Annotated in this window: 19 protein-coding genes and 2 pseudogenes; 9 read left to right on the forward strand and 12 right to left on the reverse strand. The window is 63.4% G+C overall.

Annotated elements, in window-relative coordinates; all coding sequences use genetic code 11:
* Window positions 1-236, reverse strand: a 236-nt coding sequence (locus BF95_RS17180; RefSeq protein WP_043152878.1) for a helix-turn-helix domain-containing protein, incomplete at its 3' end; no start/stop codon positions are given.
* A 179-nt stretch (window positions 237-415) separates the two neighbouring features.
* Between BF95_RS17180 and purL the strand changes: the two genes are divergently transcribed.
* The gene (gene purL / locus BF95_RS17185; RefSeq protein ID WP_043152879.1) at window positions 416-2,593 is read left to right on the forward strand and encodes a phosphoribosylformylglycinamidine synthase subunit PurL; all 2,178 of its coding nucleotides are present in this window, start codon (window positions 416-418) and stop codon (window positions 2,591-2,593) included.
* 178 nt (window positions 2,594-2,771) lie between these two features.
* A complete protein-coding gene (locus tag BF95_RS17190; protein ID WP_043152881.1) occupies window positions 2,772-3,101 on the forward strand; it encodes a GIY-YIG nuclease family protein in 330 nt (109 codons plus the stop codon).
* Window positions 3,102-3,211: 110 nt separating this feature from the next.
* Here BF95_RS17190 and BF95_RS17195 read toward each other — a convergent pair whose 3' ends face one another.
* A complete protein-coding gene (locus tag BF95_RS17195; RefSeq protein ID WP_043152883.1) occupies window positions 3,212-3,982 on the reverse strand; it encodes a methyltransferase domain-containing protein in 771 nt (256 codons plus the stop codon).
* A 62-nt stretch (window positions 3,983-4,044) separates the two neighbouring features.
* Between BF95_RS17195 and BF95_RS17200 the strand changes: the two genes are divergently transcribed.
* The 3 genes from BF95_RS17200 to bfr all read left to right on the forward strand — a co-directional run bounded on the left by BF95_RS17200 (window position 4,045) and on the right by bfr (window position 6,166).
* The gene (locus BF95_RS17200) at window positions 4,045-5,268 is read left to right on the forward strand and encodes a DUF418 domain-containing protein (RefSeq protein WP_043152885.1); all 1,224 of its coding nucleotides are present in this window, start codon (window positions 4,045-4,047) and stop codon (window positions 5,266-5,268) included.
* A gap of 100 nt (window positions 5,269-5,368) precedes the next feature.
* A complete protein-coding gene (locus BF95_RS17205) occupies window positions 5,369-5,539 on the forward strand; it encodes a (2Fe-2S)-binding protein (RefSeq protein WP_037476694.1) in 171 nt (56 codons plus the stop codon).
* A gap of 147 nt (window positions 5,540-5,686) precedes the next feature.
* Complete coding sequence (gene bfr / locus BF95_RS17210) at window positions 5,687-6,166, forward strand: bacterioferritin (protein ID WP_043152888.1); 480 nt, start codon at window positions 5,687-5,689, stop codon at window positions 6,164-6,166.
* 36 nt (window positions 6,167-6,202) lie between these two features.
* On the opposite strand, the gene BF95_RS17215 is transcribed toward bfr, so the two are convergent.
* The gene (locus BF95_RS17215; protein WP_043152891.1) at window positions 6,203-6,610 is read right to left on the reverse strand and encodes a (deoxy)nucleoside triphosphate pyrophosphohydrolase; all 408 of its coding nucleotides are present in this window, start codon (window positions 6,608-6,610) and stop codon (window positions 6,203-6,205) included.
* Window positions 6,611-6,691: 81 nt separating this feature from the next.
* Between BF95_RS17215 and BF95_RS17220 the strand changes: the two genes are divergently transcribed.
* Window positions 6,692-6,877: a Flp family type IVb pilin gene (locus BF95_RS17220; protein ID WP_043152894.1), complete on the forward strand. Its 186-nt coding sequence runs from the start codon at window positions 6,692-6,694 to the stop codon at window positions 6,875-6,877.
* A 139-nt stretch (window positions 6,878-7,016) separates the two neighbouring features.
* A complete protein-coding gene (locus BF95_RS17225) occupies window positions 7,017-7,175 on the forward strand; it encodes a Flp family type IVb pilin (RefSeq protein ID WP_043152897.1) in 159 nt (52 codons plus the stop codon).
* A 68-nt stretch (window positions 7,176-7,243) separates the two neighbouring features.
* Here the strand turns inward: BF95_RS17225 and BF95_RS17230 are convergent, their stop codons facing one another.
* The 5 genes and pseudogenes from BF95_RS17230 to BF95_RS17250 form a co-directional block, all read right to left on the reverse strand.
* Window positions 7,244-8,719 (reverse strand): M48 family metalloprotease, encoded by a 1,476-nt coding sequence (locus BF95_RS17230; RefSeq protein WP_043152941.1) that lies wholly within the window; start codon window positions 8,717-8,719, stop codon window positions 7,244-7,246.
* A 76-nt stretch (window positions 8,720-8,795) separates the two neighbouring features.
* Window positions 8,796-9,740 carry an acetyl-CoA carboxylase carboxyltransferase subunit alpha gene (locus BF95_RS17235; protein WP_043152900.1) on the reverse strand — a complete coding sequence of 315 codons (945 nt, stop codon included), beginning with the start codon at window positions 9,738-9,740 and terminating at the stop codon, window positions 8,796-8,798.
* An 11-nt stretch (window positions 9,741-9,751) separates the two neighbouring features.
* A pseudogene (locus tag BF95_RS17240) lies at window positions 9,752-10,668 on the reverse strand (tyrosine recombinase).
* Between the two features lie 2 nt (window positions 10,669-10,670).
* A pseudogene (locus BF95_RS17245) lies at window positions 10,671-12,504 on the reverse strand (hypothetical protein).
* Window positions 12,505-12,509: 5 nt separating this feature from the next.
* A complete protein-coding gene (locus BF95_RS17250; RefSeq protein ID WP_043152902.1) occupies window positions 12,510-12,698 on the reverse strand; it encodes a hypothetical protein in 189 nt (62 codons plus the stop codon).
* A gap of 82 nt (window positions 12,699-12,780) precedes the next feature.
* Between BF95_RS17250 and BF95_RS17255 the strand changes: the two genes are divergently transcribed.
* On the forward strand, window positions 12,781-13,329 hold the full coding sequence (locus tag BF95_RS17255) for a shikimate kinase (protein ID WP_043152904.1): 549 nt from the start codon (window positions 12,781-12,783) through the stop codon (window positions 13,327-13,329).
* Complete coding sequence (aroB, locus tag BF95_RS17260) at window positions 13,320-14,426, forward strand: 3-dehydroquinate synthase (RefSeq protein WP_043152906.1); 1,107 nt, start codon at window positions 13,320-13,322, stop codon at window positions 14,424-14,426. Before BF95_RS17255 ends, aroB begins: the two co-directional genes overlap by 10 nt.
* Before the next feature lie 183 nt (window positions 14,427-14,609).
* Here the strand turns inward: aroB and rpmE are convergent, their stop codons facing one another.
* The 4 genes from rpmE to bamA all read right to left on the reverse strand — a co-directional run bounded on the left by rpmE (window position 14,610) and on the right by bamA (window position 18,837).
* Complete coding sequence (gene rpmE / locus BF95_RS17265) at window positions 14,610-14,834, reverse strand: 50S ribosomal protein L31 (protein ID WP_037476683.1); 225 nt, start codon at window positions 14,832-14,834, stop codon at window positions 14,610-14,612.
* Window positions 14,835-15,035: 201 nt separating this feature from the next.
* On the reverse strand, window positions 15,036-15,512 hold the full coding sequence (fabZ, locus tag BF95_RS17270) for a 3-hydroxyacyl-ACP dehydratase FabZ (protein ID WP_043152909.1): 477 nt from the start codon (window positions 15,510-15,512) through the stop codon (window positions 15,036-15,038).
* Between the two features lie 5 nt (window positions 15,513-15,517).
* Window positions 15,518-16,159: an OmpH family outer membrane protein gene (locus BF95_RS17275; protein WP_043152910.1), complete on the reverse strand. Its 642-nt coding sequence runs from the start codon at window positions 16,157-16,159 to the stop codon at window positions 15,518-15,520.
* Window positions 16,159-18,837, reverse strand: coding sequence for an outer membrane protein assembly factor BamA (gene bamA / locus BF95_RS17280; protein ID WP_200866996.1), 2,679 nt, complete (start codon window positions 18,835-18,837; stop codon window positions 16,159-16,161). The genes BF95_RS17275 and bamA overlap by 1 nt, the downstream gene beginning before the upstream one ends.
* Window positions 18,838-18,857: the final 20 nt, after the last annotated feature.

The following is an 18,857-nucleotide window of genomic DNA, read 5'->3' on the forward strand; positions in this document are numbered from 1 at the left end:
GGGGCCTTGCCGTCAAGGAGACCCGCTGGACCTCGGGCGTTGAACCGCACCACCCAATCCCGCACGATCTGCAGGGTCACTCCGCCGATGCGCGCGGCATCGCTGCGGTTCGCGCCATCATAGATTTCCGCCAAAGCTAGCAGTCGGCGTCCCTGGTTCGCGCTCTTTGTCGTCCGCGCCAGTCGCCTCAAGCCCGCTGCATCAAAGTCGTCTCGCAATCCAATCGCTGCACCCATGACAATGCCCTCCAACCCGAAGACATAGATTCATAGTTTCGCCGCTTTGGGAATCCCCCACGTGAGTCAGCATCACGGACGGATGGTATTATCCCATTTCCCCCGCCCGATCGACGCATGTCCACCAAAGCATGCACGCCGCCATTGCTCTCCGCCCACGCCCCCGCTAAAGGCGCGGCATGTCCAGCACCGCCCCCCAGATCACCCCGGAAATCGTCGCCGAACATGGCCTCAGCCCGGAAGAATATGACCGCGTTCTGAACGCAATCGGCCGCGAGCCGAACCTGACGGAACTCGGCATATTCTCGGTGATGTGGTCGGAGCATTGCTCGTACAAATCTTCCAAGATCCACCTGATGAAGCTGCCGACCACTGGCCCGCAGGTGATTTGCGGCCCCGGCGAAAATGCCGGTGTGGTGGATATTGGCGATGGCCAGGCGGCGATCTTCAAGATGGAGAGCCACAACCACCCCTCCTATATCGAACCCTATCAGGGCGCGGCGACGGGCGTCGGCGGCATTTTGCGCGACGTGTTCACCATGGGCGCGCGGCCGATCGCCAACATGAACGCGCTGCGTTTCGGGCGGCCCAATCACCCGAAGATGCGCCACCTGATCTCAGGTGTGGTGCGCGGCATCGGCGGCTATGGCAATTGCGTGGGCGTGCCGACCGTCGGCGGCGAAGTCAATTTCCACCCCGCCTATGACGGCAATATCCTGGTCAACGCGATGACCGTGGGCATCGCCGACACCGACAAGATTTTCTACAGCGCCGCCTCTGGCGTGGGCAACTCCATCGTCTATGTCGGTTCCAAGACCGGCCGCGACGGCATCCATGGCGCGACCATGGCGAGCGCGGATTTCGGCGACGATGCCGATGCCAAGCGCCCCACCGTGCAGGTCGGCGATCCCTTCACCGAAAAGCTGCTGATCGAAGCCTGCCTCGAACTGATGGCGTCGGACGCGATCGTCGCGATTCAGGATATGGGCGCGGCGGGCCTCACCTCCTCCAGCGTCGAAATGGCGTCGAAGGGTGGCGTCGGGCTGCTGCTGAACATGGACGCCGTGCCGCAGCGCGAAACGGGCATGACCGCCTATGAAATGATGCTCTCCGAATCGCAGGAGCGCATGTTGATGGTGTTGAAGCCGGGCCGCGAAGCCTTTGCCGAAGCCATTTTCCAGAAGTGGGAACTGGATTTCGCCATCATCGGCGAAGTCACCGACAGCGGCCGCATGGTGCTGGTCCATCATGGCGAAACCGTGTGCGACATTCCGCTCGCCCCGCTGGCCGACGACGCGCCGCTCTATGACCGCCCCTCGATGCCGGTGGAAGACTATAAGGCCTGGTCGGGCGTCAAGCCGCTGGGCGATATCCCCGAATCCACCGACATCGGCGCGGACCTGCTCAAACTGATGGGCAGCCCCGACATCGCCAGCCGCCGCTGGATCTGGGAGCAGTACGACCATATGGTCGGTGCCGACACCGTCCAGCGCCCCGGCGGTGATGCCGCGGTCGTGCGCGTGCATGGATCGAACAAGGGCATTGCGATCAGCACCGATTGCACCCCGCGCTATTGCTATGCCGACCCCTATGAGGGCGGCAAGCAGGCGATCGCCGAATGCTATCGCAACCTGTCCGCCGTCGGTGCGACGCCGCTGGCAGTGACCAACTGCCTCAACTTCGCCAACCCCCAGCGCCCCGAAATCATGGCGCAACTGACCGGCTGCCTCGACGGCATGGGCGACGCCTGCCGCGCCCTCGACTTCCCGATCGTCAGCGGCAACGTGTCGCTCTACAACGAGAGCAAGGCCACCGGCGGCGGCAGCGCCATCTTGCCGACGCCTGCGATCGGCGGGATTGGCTTGCTGGCCGATGTGGATGTCATGGCGACGGTCGCGTTCAAGAATGAAGGCGACGCCATCTGGCTGATCGGCGGCGAAGGCACCCATCTCGGCCAGTCGATCTGGCTGCGCGAAATCGCCGGTCTGGAAGCGGGCGAAGCGCCCAAGGTCGATCTGGCCGCCGAACGCGCCCATGCCGACACCATCCGCGCCCTCGTCGCTTCGGGCACCGCTAACGCGGTCCATGATGTGTCCGACGGCGGCCTGATCGTCACCATCGCTGAAATGGCCTTGGCTGGTAAGATCGGGGCAACGCTCGACATCGCGCTCACTACCGCGTCTGCCTTTGGCGAAGATCAGGGCCGTTACGTCCTGACGACGGCCCATGACGTGGACGTGCCCCGCGCCGTCCGCATCGGCACCGTCGGCGGACCCTCGGTAGCGGGCGTAGCCCTAGCCGACCTGCGCGCCGCGCATGAAGGCTTCTTCCCCAAGCTGATGGACAGCGAACTCTAACCCCAACATCCTCGTCGTCCCCGCGAAGGCGGGGACCCAACCATCCCACCTACCTTGATAGGTGTTGCACGATCGGGTCACCCCAAATCGCCCCCTCATTGCGCAACCGCACGCCAGCCGCTTGATGCGCGATGGGTTCCCACTTTCGTGGGAACGACGGGTGGTTTAGGCTGTGCGAATGCGCCTCCGTCAGCCCTGCGTTTACATATTGGCCAGCCAGCGTAACGGTACGCTCTACATCGGTGTGACCTCCGACCTGATCACGCGCATCCATCAACATCGTATCGGGGCGGTGCCGGGCTTTACCCATGATTATAGCGTCAACCGCCTGATGTGGTTCGAACAGCACGGCACGATGGAAGAGGCGATCCTGCGTGAAAAGCGTTTGAAGAAATGGAACCGCGTCTGGAAGGTCGCGCTGATCGAAGAACGCAACCTGCACTGGGACGACCTTGCCATCCCGCTCGGCTTCGAACGCCTTCCCGAAACTGATGGACACGATAGCTAGGCGGGAGCTGTTTCCTACAGCCCCGCACTTCGCTATGCTTGGGCCTGACACGTTCCGATAGGATCGCCCGCGCGCAAGAAAATGTCTCATTCAGCGGGAAATGTGCGAAGTTAAGGCTTCAGCGATGTCACCCGGCCCAGCAACAGTTCATAGCTGTCGCACCCGCCGCCAGCGTCATAAGCCGCCATCACGCGCCGCAATGTGCCAGCGTCCAGCGGTTGCCGTCCTTCGCCGGGCACCACTGCGCCGATGCCCTTGAGATGCGCCAGCAGCGCCCTTGCGCCGACACCATCAAGCGCGACCGTCTCGTCGAACGCGAAGGCGTCGTCATACCTGGCCAGCATCGCCCGCAGCGCCGCCAGTGTCGGGTAATCCGGCACCCCACTCTCGACGCCACATGCCATATGCGCCGCGCGCCATTGCGCGAAGCTGCCGTGCCCCATGGTCGAGAAGATCAGGCTGCCGCCCGGCCGCAACAGGCCCGCCAACCGCGCAATCGCGCCCGGCAGATCGTCGAACCATTGGAAAGTCAGGCTGGACAGGATGAGGTCGAACCATGGCCCCTCGAAGGTCGGCGCTTCGCCGTCCATCGTCAGGAACCGGCCTGCCACCAGTCCACCCGATGCTGCCTTGGCCAGCATGCCGGGCGACAGGTCGGTCACCACCAGGTCCGCAGCGGGCCAGCGGGCCTGCACGTCACGAGTCAGGAAGCCGGTGCCGCAGCCGATTTCCAATATCCGCTCAACCCCAAGGGGTTTCTGCCGCTGCGCCAGGTCCGCGACCAGCCCGGCGGCCAGCCGTTGCGGCCCGGCATGATCCTCATAGTGGGCCGCCGCCGCGCCGAACGCGTCGCTTATCCGTTGCTTGCGGGCATTAATCATGGCTAGGCAAATGGCAGAGCCAGCCGTGCTTGACCAGTCGCCCCAAGAGGAAATCGCCGCCCATGACCCCTGCCCCCCGCATCCCCGCCATGGACGTGCTGCGCGGCTGCGCGGTGATGGGCATAGTGTGGATGAACATCACGGCCTTCGCCCTGCCCCAGACCGCCTATTTCAATCCGGCGGCGGTCGGGCCGCTTTCGGCAGGGGATATCGGTTTCTGGGCGGTCAGCCTGATAGTGGTGGATGGCAAGATGCGCGGCCTGTTCGCGCTGCTGTTCGGTGCCTCGATGCTGTTGCTGATCGACCGGGAGGAAATGGCGGGCCGCGACGGCCGCCGCGCGCAGATGGTCCGTGCGGGCTGGCTGTTCGTCATCGGGGCCGCCCATTTCCTGCTGCTCTGGTGGGGGGACATTTTGCGGGTCTATGCGCTCGTCAGCCTGGTCGCATTGTTGTTCGTCGGGCTCGAACCGCTCGCGCTGATCAAGCGGGCCTTTCTCTGCTTCCTGCTCCAGTTCCTGTTGGTGGTGGCCTTCATCGCCAGCCTTTACCTGTGGAGCCACGCCGCCGCCCTGCCCGATGCCGACGCCGCCACCCGCCTGGGATTTGCCGATTTCATGGGCTCATTGTCCGACCCGGCCAGTCCCGCGATCCAGAGCGAAATCGCCACCTATCGCAGCGGTTATGGCACTATCCTGGCGCACAAGATCGCTGGCATTCCGGGCGAATGGCTCTGGGGGTTGCTGTTCACCGCGTTCGAAACGCTGGGCTTCATGCTGCTCGGCATGGCGATGCTCAAGGGCGGCTTCCTGACCGGACAATGGGACGGCGAGCAATATCGCCGCACCGCGCGCCATTGCTTCCTCATCGGCCTGCCGCCCATGGCTGGGCTGGCTTTATGGGTATGGTGGAGCGGGTTTGCGCCGTTGCCGGCCTATGGCGTGGCGCTGGCCTGGTCGCTGCCGTTCCGTATCCCGCTGACGGTGGGTTGGGCGGCGCTTATCCTGTGGTTGCTGGCCCGTCATCGCGAACACAGTTTCGTCGCGCGGCTCGCTGCCACCGGGCGGATGACGCTCAGCAATTATCTGGGCACAAGCCTTGTCATGACCGCCATCTTCTACGGCTGGGGGCTGGGCCTGTTCGCGCATGTGTCGCCCGCGATGTTGCCGTTGTTCGTGCTGGCTGCCTGGGCGGTGATGCTGCTCTGGTCGCCCTGGTGGGCGGCGCGCTTTGGCCAGGGACCGATGGAGCGGGTCTGGCGCGGGCTGGCGCGGATCGGGCAAGGCTAGGACCACGAAAAAATCTGCGAGTGCGTCGCAAAACTAGCCTCTTTACTATTGCGACCCATTATCATCCGCGCTATCTCTGTCCCAACAGGAGAGTGCTTCGATGGTCGTGTGCATCTGTAATGCCATTCGTGAGAAAGATCTGAAGGAAGCCGTGCGCGACGGCGCGGATACCCCGTGCAGCGCCTATGCGCGCTTTGGCCGTCGCCCCAAATGCGGCCAGTGCGTTCCCTTTGCGCGCACCATCATCGCGGCGGAGCGCGCATCGGCCTGATAGCATTGCAAATCATGCGCAGGTTATAATCGCGACCTTTACGCAATAGCTGCTGCAATGACTATGATTTTCCTAGGTTTTTTGACTTAACACCGGCCTGCACACAGCCTATAAACCCGGCTTTCCCTAACAGCCGGAGTAACCGCCATGAAAGGCGACGCCAAAGTCATCGAATATCTGAACGAGGTGCTCCGCAACGAGTTGACCGCGATCAACCAATATTTCCTGCACTATCGCATGCTCAACCATTGGGGCATCGAAAAGCTCGCCAAGTTCGAATATTCCGAATCGATCGACGAGATGAAGCATGCCGACAAGGTGGCGGAGCGTATCCTCTTCCTCGACGGCCTGCCCAATTTCCAACTGCTCGGCCGCCTCAAGATCGGCGAAACGGTAGAGGAAATCCTCAAGTCGGATCTGGAACTGGAATATGAGGCGCTGCCGGTCCTGCGCGACGCCATCGCCTATTGCGAGACGATCCGCGACTATGTCAGCCGCGACCTGTTCCAATATATCCTCGAAAGCGAGGAAGAGCATGTCGACACGCTGGAAACCCAGTTCGAGATGATCGAACGCATGGGTATCCAGAATTATATCCAGTTGCAGAGCAAGGCCAAGGAAGACTGAGCCTGAACGGGCACCGGGACACCGGTGCCCTTCGCTTTACAGCAACGCTTCCAATAGGCCGATCAACGGCAGGTCGGCGGGTGGCATGGGCAGCGCATACATGTGCGCGGGCCGCACCCATTTTAGTGCCGTCGCATGGTGCGGATGCGGCACCCCTCCCCATTTGCGACAGACATAGAGCAATAGCAGCAGATGCCGGTCATCGAGCGGTTCGCTGGCAAAGGTAGCGGGCGCGAGGCAACTGGCATGGGTGCGAATACCCAGTTCCTCTTCCAGCTCGCGGATCAGCGCGGCTTCGGGCGTTTCGCCTGGCTCCACCTTACCCCCCGGAAATTCCCACAGATCGGCCATCGCCTTCCCCGGCGGGCGTTGCTGCAGCAGGACGCGTCCGTCCGCGTCGATCAAGGCGACCGCAACGACGAGCAACGGCGAAATATTGTTCATATCGGTCCAGTAAAAGGGCTTTGTTAACTACGCATCCTTTACAGGTCTGACCGGGACTGTCTGTAGCGAACTGGGGGCTGTATGCGCGGGCTAAGTAAAATCATCGGCCGTCTGCGCGTGCTGCACTGCGAACGCGGGGCCACGGCATTGGAATATGGCCTGATCATCGCCCTCATCGTGCTGGCCATGATCACGGCCCTGACCAGCGTTGCCAACAAGACCACCAATATGTGGAACAATGTCCAGACCGAGGTTACCTCCGTTTAACCATCAATATCTGACATATTATTTGCCCATATTAAACATTCATCAACCCATAATCCTTAGAGAAAATCTCGCTGACCACGAACTTCCAAGGCGAGGCGGCCGGGTAGTTAAACATAGTTTCAAGTCAAGGAGACGTCACATGCAGTTCATCCGTAAGATGTTGAAGAATGAAAAGGGTGCCACCGCGATTGAATACGGCCTGATCGCCGCTCTTATCGCTGTTGCCGCCATCACCGCCATGAGCACGCTGGGCGACAACCTGACCAACACCTTCAACAACGTTTCCAACGAACTCTAATCGTTCGAACGGTTCAAACAAAAGGGGCGACGGACGCAGGTCCGCCGCCCCTTTTTGTTGATGCCCTATCAGATCACGATCTTGACCTTCTGCCCCACGCGCAAAGACGCATTAGCCCTCAGCGCGTTGATCGTCAGAAACCGTTCCAGCTTGTAATCGGAATAGGCCATTTTCTGGCTGAGTGACTGGACGGTGTCGCCGGATTTTACAGTCACGATGTCGATGCGGCGCGGTTTGATCGCTGCGGAATCCTGGGCGGACAAACGCTGCATCGACTGGACCATGGCGCTGAACGGCGTGATTCCTCGACCCGCTGGCGTCAGCAACAGAAAATGATAGGCTTTCCCGCCGCCGAAATCATAGGCGAACACCGTGGCATCGACCTGGGTCGACTGGCTGGTGGCGCGCACGGTTCGCCATGCGGCGGGCAAGCCATTGACGGTGGTGCGGCTGACATCGCCGGCAGGCACACGCCCCTGCCCGCCGCCCATCTGGGCGAAGACGCCATCGATATAGCTGGCCAGATTGCCCGAATAGGGGGCAGCGCTGAATTGCGCCTGACCGCCGGACGCAGTGATCGACACGGCATCGGCGCCATTTTCCATGCCGAAACCATTGGGGGCGCTGAAGGTCAGGCGCAGATCGGGATGGCGGAAGCGGCTGCCGTCGATCACCCCTTGTTTGGGGTCATCACCGTAGAGAGTGCCGTCGAGCGCGGCGAGAAAGGCGTCGCGGTTGCGCACGGTGGCCGCCGACCAGCTCCCGGCAGCACCCCGTGCCGCGCGATTGACGCGCGAGGCGGGGTCGGGATGGGTGCTCGCCCATTCCGGCGTCGAACGGGCGCTGCCCGCCAGCCGGGCGTCCAGACTGCTCTGCGCGGCCAGCGAGGCGAGCATGTCGGACAGGGCGCGCGGATCATAGCCGCCCGATGCCAGATAGCGGATGCCCAGATCGTCCGCCTCATATTCCTGGCTGCGCGAGAATTTTAGCGTCAGCAACTGGCTACCCGTACCGATGCCCTTCTGAATGAGGTTGCCGAAGCCCGAATCGCCCAGAAACGCGCCCGCCAGGGCACCAAGCAACGCGCCGCCGATGGCATTGCGCTGGGCGGTCTTTTGCCGCCGCTGGCCATGCTGGGCCGCGACATGGCCGACTTCGTGCCCCAGCACACCCGCCAGCTCGGCCTCGTCGTTCATCAGCGCCATGAGTTGGCGCGTGACATAGACATAGCCGCCGGGAATCGCGAAGGCGTTGTTGACCGGCGAATTGAGCAAGGTGACGGTGAAGTCGCTTTGCGCGTTGGAGAGGCCCGACTGCACCGCGATCCGCCGTCCGACGCTTTCGACATATTTCGCCTGCGGGCCGCTATAGCCGCCGCCAAATTCCTTGAGCAGTTCGGGATGCTGCTTTTCGCCGGTTGCCTTGTCCTGCGCGCTGATCGAGCTCACCGTGCGGATCGCTCGCTGCTGCCCGATCACGGCAGGCGCAGCGGCAGCCACGACCAGAGCGGCCGCCGAGCAGCCCAACATAATTTTCCGGTTCATCACTTTGTCCCATCCCATTCCCATTACCGAGACGTAACGAGAAAGAGGGGCCGCCTGTTCCAAAAAAGACGTCGGTTCAAGCGCCTATGGCGAGAAATTTATTGGCGCGGTCGATCCGCAGCGCGTCGGCATCCATGTTCGACAAGGCATCCAGTTCCACCTCGATCGCGGTGCCGAGGTTGGCGATGGCCTGTACGGGATCACGATGCGCGCCGCCCATGGGTTCGGGCACGATCCGGTCGATGACACCCAGCGCCTTGAGATGCTGCGCCGTGACCTGCATCGCGGTTGCCGCCTCACTCGCCTTGGCCCCCGTGCGCCACAGGATCGACGCGCAGCCTTCGGGCGAAATAACCGAATAGACCGCATGTTCGAACATCAGCACGCGGTTGGCGGCCGCCAGCGCGATCGCCCCGCCCGATCCGCCTTCCCCAACCACGGCAGCAACCATCGGCACACCGAGTTTGAGGCAGGCTTCGGTCGAGCGCGCGATCGCCTCGGCCTGGCCGCGTTCTTCGGCCTGCACACCCGGAAAGGCACCTGATGTGTCGACCAGCGTGACGACGGGCAGGCCGAAGCGGTCGGCCAATTCCATCAGGCGGATCGCCTTGCGATAGCCCTCCGGCTTTGCCATGCCGAAATTATGCCGCACCCGGCTGGCCGTATCATCGCCCTTTTCATGGCCGATGACCATCAGTCGCCGGTCGCCCAGCGTCGCAAAGCCACCCAGGATCGCCTGATCGTCGGAAAAGGCGCGGTCACCCGCCAATGGCATGAAATTGTCGAACAGCCCGGCGACATAATCCTTGAAATGCGGCCGTTCGGCATGCCGGGCGACCTGCGTTTTCTGCCACGGCGTCAGCTTGGCGTAGGTGTCGCCCAGCATCTTGTTCGCGCGCTGCTCCAGCGTCGCGATTTCACCGTCAATGTTAATGTCGCCCGCGCTCGCCGTGGCGCGCAATTCGACGATGCGCGCTTCCAGTTCGGCGATCGGCTTTTCAAATTCCAGAAAGCTAACCATGGCGCTAGGCGTTAGGGCGGCGGCGCGTCCTCGTCAACGCAGCGTTGTGCCATCGTCGCCAGCGGATGGCGGCTGTTGACCAATTCGATCAGGCGGCGGCTGTCGACATGGGTGTAGATTTGCGTCGTGCCGATGTCAGCATGGCCCAGCATCGATTGGAGCGCGCGCAGATCCGCCCCGCCCTCCAGCAAATGCGTGGCAAAGGCGTGGCGCAACACATGGGGGCTGACCCGTTCCGGCGCGATGCCCGCTGCGGCGGCCAATGTCTTGACCAATTGATAGAGGCGGATGCGGCTGAGATAGGCTTTGCCGGAGGGGAATAGCCAAGGGCTGTCGAGCGGCACATGGGTCAGCCAGGTTGCGACCGCAGCACGCGCGCGATCGGAGATCGGCACCAGCCGCTCCCGCCCGCCCTTGCCCTTGAGGATCAGGAAGGGGCGATCCGACGCCAGCGCACGGCGCGGCAGCGACACCAGCTCAGTGGCGCGCAAGCCCGACCCATAGAGCAGTTCGATCAGGGCCGACAGCCGCCGGTCGTGCGGCGCAGGATGGGCCACCGCCAACCGCTCGTCGATCAAGGCGAAGAGCGAATCGACCTCGGCGGTGGACAATATCTTGGGCAGGGATCGCCGCGTCACGGGACGGGGAAGCGCGGCGGCGGGATTATCGAGGCGCAGCCTTCCTCTTCGAGAAAGGCGTAAAAGGCGCGCAGGGCCGAGGATTTGCGCGCAACCGAAGAGGCGGCAAGTGCCGCCCATGCCCCGGCGAGATCGCCGAGCCGTGCCTTGCTCGCCGCCACCAGACCGCCGACGATGGCGGCCGCACCGTGCAAGTCGGCGCGATAGGCCAGCAGCGTGTTGCGCGATGCGCCACGTTCCGCCGCCATCATTTCCAGAAAGCGGTCGATCAGGGCGTCATCATCCGCCATGCTCAGGTGCGGCTGATCGCCTCCGCCGCGATCATCCGCGCTTCGGGGTCCAGCCCGACACGATGAAGCGCGGCGACGACATGATAGAGATGCGCCGGTGGCAGGCGGCGCCAGTTGCGCCCCTGCATACCAACGGCGGCGAGCAGGGCCACGGTCGCCTTCTCGCCGCGCTGCGCCGCTGCGCCGATCGCGCGCGCCCAGCGGCTGTTGGCGGCGAGCGCCACGCCATTATCCTGCGCCAGCGATGCCGCATCATCGGCGGACAGTCGCGCCAAACCGGCAAGCGCCGCAATCAGCATCCGGCCTTTTTCCGGTCCTGCCTCATCGATATAGGTCGATATGCGGCCGCTGTTGATGTCCACCACCGGGCTTGGCGCACCCACGGCGAGCAGACCCCAAAATTGGGCCGCACCATCGCCGTCGATTTGGCCCAGCGCCCGCGCCCAGCGCGCCGCGTTGCGGTCATAGCCAGCCGTCAGCATCGACGCGACCAGATTGGCCGCATCGCGCGCGTCGGCCTGCGCCACCGGCAGCGCGGCGGCCGCCCGTGCGGTGGTGATCAGGCGACATAGTCGGGATTGCCATTGTCACGCCACAAGCGCTGCATCGCAGCGATGCGATTGCCCACCGTCGCCCCGGCATTGGCGGTGCGCAACGCATCGATCCGGTCCGCCATATCGGCGGGTGCGTCGCCTTCGGTGCTCATCTGGCCATAGAAGCCGACCAGCGCCGTGCTGGAGAATACGCCAAGGCGCGCCGCCACATCGACACCCGGCTGCCGCCGCACGGCGCTCAAGGCGGGCGCGCGCGCTTCCCAGGCGCGGACGTGCGGCCCCACCGTGCCAAACAGCGCATCGGGGATCTCGACATTGAGCGCCGTCGCAAGGCCAAAGCGCCACGCGGTCAATTGACTGACCGTATCCCATTCGATCTTCACCGACCGGCGGGCATTGAAACCGGTGCCGACGACCTTCTCCGCCAGCCGATAATCGATGCCGCGCACCACGCCGCGCCGCTGCGCCTGATTGAGCGCGCCGCTCGCGGTGCCCTGATCCCCCGACAGGGCGGCGCACATCGCGCGCGTCATGTCCCAGCCCGGCTCCTTGCTGACCCGCAGCGCCCCTTCCGACAAAGGGCAGAGGCCGGCGGGGTCCGCGCTCGCCAGATAGGTCTGCATCGCGATGGCGTAGAGGCGCGGGGTGTAGCGATCGGCATCGACGCTTTGCACCATGATCCGGGCGCTGTCCGCCTCCCCCATGCGCAGCAGCAGCCAGGCGCGCTCGGCCGCCCAGTCCGCGCCGTCGATATCGCGCGGGGTGTCCGTCGCCGACAGCAAGGCGCGCCGCAGCAGGATCGACGCCCAGCGCGACAGGATCGGCGCATGCGTCTCCTTCATCAGCGTGGCGAGAAATTTGCCCGACTGGTTGCCGAACGCATCCGGCTCCAGCCCGCGCGTCCGTGGCGTCAGCGGGCCGATGCGGGCGAGCGAGCGGCGCGCCGTATCGGGCAGGTCATATTTCGCCTTCTCCGCCGCCAGTTCTTCGGGCGTCAGCTCTTCTTCGGCTTCGGCCGTTGCATTGTCCGCTTCGGCCAATAGCGATGGGTCGGGGGGGAGTATCGGGGTAAAGGCCGGCGGCGATGACGCGGCCGGCGTTCCGGGGGCAGGTCGTGCGGGGGGCGGTGCAGGCGTCGGCGCTTCAGGCGCGTCGCCGAAGCCAGGTGGCAATAGCGATTCGGGCGCTGTTGCGCCACCACCGGCAATGCCAGCGCCAGGGCAAAACTGCCCAGCGCCCATTTCGCCCTACTCCCTTTGAACGCGCCCCCTTTGCCCCGCATGCGCCTTACTGGCCCAGCTTCTCGGCCGGGATGGCCTTTTCGACCTGCACCTGCGGCTGTTCGCCGCCGCGCGACCAGAAGAAGGCGAGCAAAAGAATGACCAGCAGGACAAGGGCGATGGGCAGGATCGGCAGGTTGGTGCCACGGCGGCGGCTGCTGCCTTCGAAACTGCTGAAATTACGATTTTTCTTCATGTGTCCTTCTGCGGCTGAGCCGGGCGACGAGCAAAAGATGCGATTTGCCTCTGTGACGGGGGGCTGTATAGCCCCGCTCGGCATGCAGCGAAACAGCAAATTCCCCCCATCCGTCGACCGGCGCGGTCCCATCGTCCTGGTGGGGATGATGGGCGTGGGCAAATCGACGGTCGGGCGGCGGCTGGCGGCGCGGCTGGGGCTGGCGTTCGTCGATGCCGATGAGGAAATCGAGAAGGCGGCGGGCATGAGCGTGAGCGAGATTTTCGCCCGCTATGACGAAGCCTATTTCCGCGACGGCGAGCGGCGGGTGATCGCAAGGCTGATGGATGGCGCGCCCAAGGTGATCGCGACCGGGGGCGGCGCGTTCATGCAGGACGAGACCCGCGCGCTGATCCTGGAACAGGCGACGGCGATCTGGCTGGATGCCGACATCGACGTGCTGGTGGACAGGGTGTCGCGGCGTGAGGGACGCCCCCTGCTCAAGGATCGCGATCCGCGCACGGTGCTGACCGAACTGACGGCGGTGCGCAATCCCATCTATGCGCTCGCCCCCATCCACGTCAAAAGCGTCGCCGCGCCGCATGAAGTGACGGTCGAACGCATCATGGAGCAATTGACGGCATGGCAATAGTGCAGGTCGCGCTGGGCGCGCGCAGTTACGACATCCCTATCGAGCAGGGTGCGCTCGATCGCGCAGGCGATCTGCTCAGCCCCTATGCCCGCAACGGGCGGCTGGTGGTCGTCACCGACGCGCATGTCGCGGCCGCGCAACTGCCCCGGCTGGACGCCAGCCTGCGCGCTGTCGGCATCATGGCCGAGCCGATCATCCTGCCGCCGGGCGAACAGACCAAAAGCTGGCGGCATCTCGAACAATTGCTCGACGCGCTGCTGGCGATGGAGATCGAGCGCGGCGACCATATCGTCGCGCTGGGCGGCGGCGTGATCGGTGATCTGGTCGGCTTTGCCGCCTCGATCCTCAAGCGCGGCTGCCATTTCATCCAGGTGCCGACCACTTTGTTGGCGCAGGTGGATTCGTCGGTCGGCGGCAAGACCGCGATCAATACGCGGGCGGGGAAAAATCTGGTCGGCAGCTTCTATCAGCCTGCCCTCGTGCTGATCGATCCGTCGACGCTCGATAGCCTGCCGCCACGCGAAACCCGCGCGGGCTATGCCGAAGTCGTCAAATATGGCCTGATCGACGATCCCGTCTTCTTCGCCTGGTGCGAGGCGCATGCCGGTGGCCTGCTGGCGGGCGATCCCGCCGCGCGCACCTATGCGATCGAACGGAGCGTCCGCGCCAAGGCGGCGATCGTTGCCGATGACGAGCGCGAGACATCGGGCCGCCGCGCGCTGCTCAACCTTGGCCACACGTTCGGCCATGCGCTGGAGGCCGATACCGGCTTTTCCGACACGCTGCTCCATGGCGAAGGCGTTGCGGCGGGCATGGCACTGGCGTTCCGCTACTCCGCGCGGCTGGGTCTGTGCCCGCAGGCGGATGCCGACCGGGTAACCGCGCATCTGCGATCCATGGGCCTGCCCTACGACCTCGCCACCGCGCATGTCACCGCCGATGGCGCGGCGTTGGTCGGCCATATGCTGCACGACAAGAAGATGGCGGCGGGCACCCTGCCCTTCTTGCTGGCGCGCGGCATCGGCCAGACATTCTTGTCGAAGGATGTCGCGCTGGCCGATGTGGCGGCGTTTCTGGATGCGGACCGGGCGGGATAACGCCCTCGCGCCCGCAACTACATATATTATCGGAAGTCATCCCCGTTCGCTTCGAGCGAAGTCGAGAAGCGGCGAGCGCTGTACGGGCGTTTCTCGACTTCGCTCGAAACGAACGGAACTTCTCTTCCCAAACCAAAAAGGGCGCCCAGTGGGCACCCTTTTCATTCAACCATCGAAGGCCGATTACTTCTTCAGCGTCAGACCACCGAAACGCTTGTTGAAGCGAGCCACCTGGCCACCGGTGTCCATCTGGCGGTTGCCGCCGGTCCAGGCCGGATGCGACTTGGGATCGATGTCGAGCGCCAGCGTGTCACCTTCCTTGCCCCAGGTCGAGCGGGTCTGGAAGGTCGTGCCGTCGGTCATCTGCACGGTGATCATGTGGTAGTCGGGGTGGGTATTGGCCTTCATGGCGTAACGCTCCGTATGTGCCGGTTCCGACCGGCTGTGGATGCTGCAAATAGCGAAGGCGCGCCGTTAGCGGGTTCGGCGCGCCTTGGCAAGGGATAACCCCTTATCGTCATGCCAGCGGATGCTGGCATCTCTCTTTCTTGCTCGTGGCGCGAAGAAAAGTGAGATCCCAGCTTTCGCTGGGATGACGGAAGGGTTGGCTTAATCCTTGGGCGGATCGGAAATCATGGCGACGAACTGCGCTTCGGCAGCCAGTTTGTCGCCGAGCATCGCCTTGCCGCTGAACTTGCAGATCGCGCCGCGATTCTGCGTCACTTCGACATGCAGGTCGAGCAGGCAGCCTGGCTCCACCGGCGATCGGAACTTGGCTCCGTCGATGCTCATGAAATAGACGAGCTTGCCGGTATCGGCGAGTTGCATCGACTCCACGGCCAGGACGCCCGCCGCCTGCGCCATCGCTTCGACGATCAGCACGCCGGGCATGATCGGCCGGGTTGGAAAATGTCCCTGGAAAAAGGGCTCGTTCACCGACACCGCCTTGATCGCGTGGATCGACTGGTTCGGCACCAGCGACACCACGCGGTCAATCAGCAACATCGGATAGCGATGCGGCAGCGCAGCCATGACCCGACGGACATCCATCGGGCCAAGCGCGGTCGTTTCAACCTCTCCCGTCATTCTTATCAGCGCGACTTGGGAGCCTGCGCCGGGGCAGCGGCCGGAGCCCCCTGGCGACCGCCGGGCTGCCAACCGGCAGGCGGAGTGATCGACACGCTGGGGACCAGCGCGTTGAGTTCGGTGATCACGGCAGGGGTGATGTCCGCGCCCGCGCCGAAGCTTTCGGTTGCCCCCTTCTTGAACACGATCTCGGACTTGGTCTTGGCGGTCGCCGCCTTCAGCGCGTCGTCCAGCTTGGCGACGAGCTGTTCCTCGACATAGGCGCGCGCGATGGCGATCGGCTGGCCCATGCGCTGCAGTTCGGCCTGCGCGGTCTGCTGCGTCTGCTGATATTGCTGATATTGGGTTTCGATCGCCGGGGTCGGCTTGTTGCCTGCGGCCTTCAGTGCGGCCTGGAGCGCATCGCCCTTGGTCTTGAGATCGGTTTCGATCGCGGTACGGCGCGTGTTGAGCGCGTCGATCTGCGGCTTGTAGGTGGTCTGCATCTGGCCGATGGCGGTGGTGTAGGCCGTGCTCTTGGCGACGGCTTCTTCCAGATCGACGACCGCGAGGCCCGACTTGGTCTGGGCCACGGCCGGCATAGCGGTCAGCGCGATGGCAGTCATGGGCGCGAGAGCGAGCGCAGCGGCTTTGAACATGGTCTTCATCAGAATTGAGTCCCTACATTGAAGGTAATGAGTTTGTTATCGTCGCCAGGCTCCTTGAGCAGCGCCCTGGCAATGTCGATGCGGAACGGGCCGAAGGGCGAGTTCCAGTTGACGCCAAAGCCCACCGACAGGCGCGGCTTGAGCGTATCGCCGAGATAGACTTCCTCGAAGGCACCGCCTGCATAACTGGCGACGAACCCGGTCGGTGCCGCGTCGCAGTTGCCGATGGACGGCGCCCTGACCTGTGTGGTCGAACCGGTATTGCCTGTCGCTGGCGCCACAGTGCAATAGCCTGCAAATTTGCCATCGCCATTTACCAGCGTCGGGCTCTTCAACCCGGCGACGGCACCAACGTCCATGAAGATCGAGGGACGCAGGCCCATTTCGCGCGCGCCGGAGCCAAGCGGAATTTCGACCTCCGCCCGCGCGAGATAATAGATTTTACCGCCCAGCGCGTCATCGGACACGTTGTTGTTGCTATTGTCGCGGACATAGCTGGTCGTGCCATCGTCATTGGTCTGCGCCTGCAGATAGAAGCGCTTCACGCGCGGGCCGACGCCGCGAATGTCGAAACCGCGGAACTGCGGTTCGCCCAGGAAGAAGCGATCGACCAGACGGACCTTTTCGACCAATTGCCCCGTCGCATCGCGGCGTTCGCCTTCCAGGCTGTGGATATAACCGCCCTCGGCCGAGATCGAGAAGATGAAGCCGCTGCCCAGCGGGAAGAATTTCGAGCCGTTGAGCCGCGTCTTGATATATTTGACGTTACCGCCAAGCCCGGCAAAATCCTGGCTGAGAACGACATTATGGCCCCGCGTCGGCCGAATGCGGTTGTCCCGCGTGTCGTAGATCAGCGAGTAGCCGAGCGAGGACGTGGTGCGCTTGCCGATGGCGTCGCACAAATAGCGACCCGCGATAAGGGGGTCGCACTCCCGCGTACCGTCGCCATCCGTGTCGGAATAATAGGTGTCTTCGTCCAGCGTCGTATCATCGAAATTGAGCTGATAACGCAGCGCCAGCGACATATATTCGGTGATCGGAACACCCGCGCGCAGCTGGAAGCCGGTCGACGTATTTTCATAAGTCGTGTCGCGCGTATTGCTGGTTAGATAGCGGAAGCTGTTGAGATCGCGGCGGTAGATGTCGCCGCCCAGCGCGATATTCTTGTCCATGAAATAGGGTTCGGTGAACCCCAGTTCGATCGACTTGGAATAGGCCGAATAATTGACCGAGGTGCGCAATTCCTGGCCCTTGCCGCGGAAGTTGCGCTGCGTGATCGACGCCGACACGATGAAACGTTCGAGCGACGAGAAGCCGGCCGACAGCGACAATTCGCCGGTCGATTTTTCCTGCACGTTGGTTTCGAGGACGATGCGGTCGGGCGCGGAGCCCGGCTTCTGCTCGATGTCCAGCTTCTCCTGGAAATAGCCGAGCGAATTGATCCGATCCTTCGACCGTTTGACGAGGAAGCTGTTGAACGCATCCCCTTCGGCCAGACGGAATTCGCGGCGGACCACCTTGTCCTGCGTCAGCGTATTGCCATTGATGTCGACCCGTTCGACATAAACGCGCGGCGCGTTGGCGATGCGGAAGTTGATCCCCATCGTCAGCGTGTCCTTGTCGCGGTTGAAGTCCGGCGACACTTCGGCAAAGGCATAGCCGAACAGGCCGGCGGTCTCGCTCAGCGTGTCGACCGTATCCTCGACCTGCTTGGCGTTGTACCAATCGCCCTTCTTCATCGGCAGACGCTTGGTCAGGCCATCGCCCGACAGGTCGCGAATATCCGATTCGACCTTTACGTCGCCGAACTTGTAGCGTTCGCCTTCTTCCACCACATAGGTGATGATGAAGTCCTGCTTGTCCGGCGTCAGTTCGGCAACCGCCGAAATCACGCGGAAATCCGCATAGCCTTCGGTCAGATAAAATTGGCGCAGCTTCTGCTGGTCATAGGCCAGACGATCGGGATCATAGCTGGTGCCCGACGAAAAGAGGCGGAACCAGCGCGACTGTTTGGTCACCATCTGGCTGCGCAGCGCGCCGTCCTTGAACTTGTCGTTGCCGATGATGTTGATCTGGCGAACCTTGGACTTTGGCCCTTCGCTGATCTCATAGACGATATCGACGCGGTTCTGGTCGAGTTGCACCAGCTTGGGTTCGATCGTCGCGGCAAAGCGGCCCTGGCGGCGATAGAGTTCGACGATGCGGGCGACGTCGGCGCGCACCTTGGACCGGGTATAGATTTGGCGCGGGGCCAGCTTGATCTCGGGACGGATCTTGTCTTCCTTCAACCGCTTATTGCCTTCCAGCACGATGCGGTTGATGACCGGATTTTCCTTCACCTCGATGATCAGCGCGCCATTGTCGTTGCGGATCTGGACGTCGGCGAACAATTCGGTCTCATACAGGTCGCGCAGACCCTGATCGAGGCTTTCCTGGCTGTAGGGCTGGCCGATGCGCAGCTTGGTGTAGGACAGGACCGTGCCGGATTCGAGCCGCTGCGTGCCCGTAACGGTGATGCTGCTGATCGTGCCCAGTGACGCGGGCAGCGACGCCGGTGCCACCACGGGCGCGGGAGCAGCAGCATCCTGTGCCATCGCAGGAAACGCAGAAAGACCTGCGATCATCGTCGTCGCCAACAAGGCAGCCACGACCGGGCGCTGCCTCTTGCTGCTGTTCATCGCTGTCACCCGCATCACCT

Source organism: Sphingobium sp. Ant17, assembly GCF_000588875.1.
In the GTDB taxonomy this organism is placed as follows: domain Bacteria; phylum Pseudomonadota; class Alphaproteobacteria; order Sphingomonadales; family Sphingomonadaceae; genus Sphingobium.

Coding starts and splice junctions, on each gene's coding strand:
- purL (WP_043152879.1), top strand. CDS start 416: ATGTCCAGCACCGCCCCCCAGATCACCCCGGAAATCGTCGCCGAACAT.
- BF95_RS17190 (WP_043152881.1), top strand. CDS start 2,772: ATGCGCCTCCGTCAGCCCTGCGTTTACATATTGGCCAGCCAGCGTAAC.
- BF95_RS17195 (WP_043152883.1), bottom strand. CDS start 3,982: ATGATTAATGCCCGCAAGCAACGGATAAGCGACGCGTTCGGCGCGGCG.
- BF95_RS17200 (WP_043152885.1), top strand. CDS start 4,045: ATGACCCCTGCCCCCCGCATCCCCGCCATGGACGTGCTGCGCGGCTGC.
- BF95_RS17205 (WP_037476694.1), top strand. CDS start 5,369: ATGGTCGTGTGCATCTGTAATGCCATTCGTGAGAAAGATCTGAAGGAA.
- bfr (WP_043152888.1), top strand. CDS start 5,687: ATGAAAGGCGACGCCAAAGTCATCGAATATCTGAACGAGGTGCTCCGC.
- BF95_RS17215 (WP_043152891.1), bottom strand. CDS start 6,610: ATGAACAATATTTCGCCGTTGCTCGTCGTTGCGGTCGCCTTGATCGAC.
- BF95_RS17220 (WP_043152894.1), top strand. CDS start 6,692: ATGCGCGGGCTAAGTAAAATCATCGGCCGTCTGCGCGTGCTGCACTGC.
- BF95_RS17225 (WP_043152897.1), top strand. CDS start 7,017: ATGCAGTTCATCCGTAAGATGTTGAAGAATGAAAAGGGTGCCACCGCG.
- BF95_RS17230 (WP_043152941.1), bottom strand. CDS start 8,719: ATGAACCGGAAAATTATGTTGGGCTGCTCGGCGGCCGCTCTGGTCGTG.
- BF95_RS17235 (WP_043152900.1), bottom strand. CDS start 9,740: ATGGTTAGCTTTCTGGAATTTGAAAAGCCGATCGCCGAACTGGAAGCG.
- BF95_RS17250 (WP_043152902.1), bottom strand. CDS start 12,698: ATGAAGAAAAATCGTAATTTCAGCAGTTTCGAAGGCAGCAGCCGCCGC.
- BF95_RS17255 (WP_043152904.1), top strand. CDS start 12,781: ATGCAGCGAAACAGCAAATTCCCCCCATCCGTCGACCGGCGCGGTCCC.
- aroB (WP_043152906.1), top strand. CDS start 13,320: ATGGCAATAGTGCAGGTCGCGCTGGGCGCGCGCAGTTACGACATCCCT.
- rpmE (WP_037476683.1), bottom strand. CDS start 14,834: ATGAAGGCCAATACCCACCCCGACTACCACATGATCACCGTGCAGATG.
- fabZ (WP_043152909.1), bottom strand. CDS start 15,512: ATGACGGGAGAGGTTGAAACGACCGCGCTTGGCCCGATGGATGTCCGT.
- BF95_RS17275 (WP_043152910.1), bottom strand. CDS start 16,159: ATGAAGACCATGTTCAAAGCCGCTGCGCTCGCTCTCGCGCCCATGACT.
- bamA (WP_200866996.1), bottom strand. CDS start 18,837: ATGAACAGCAGCAAGAGGCAGCGCCCGGTCGTGGCTGCCTTGTTGGCG.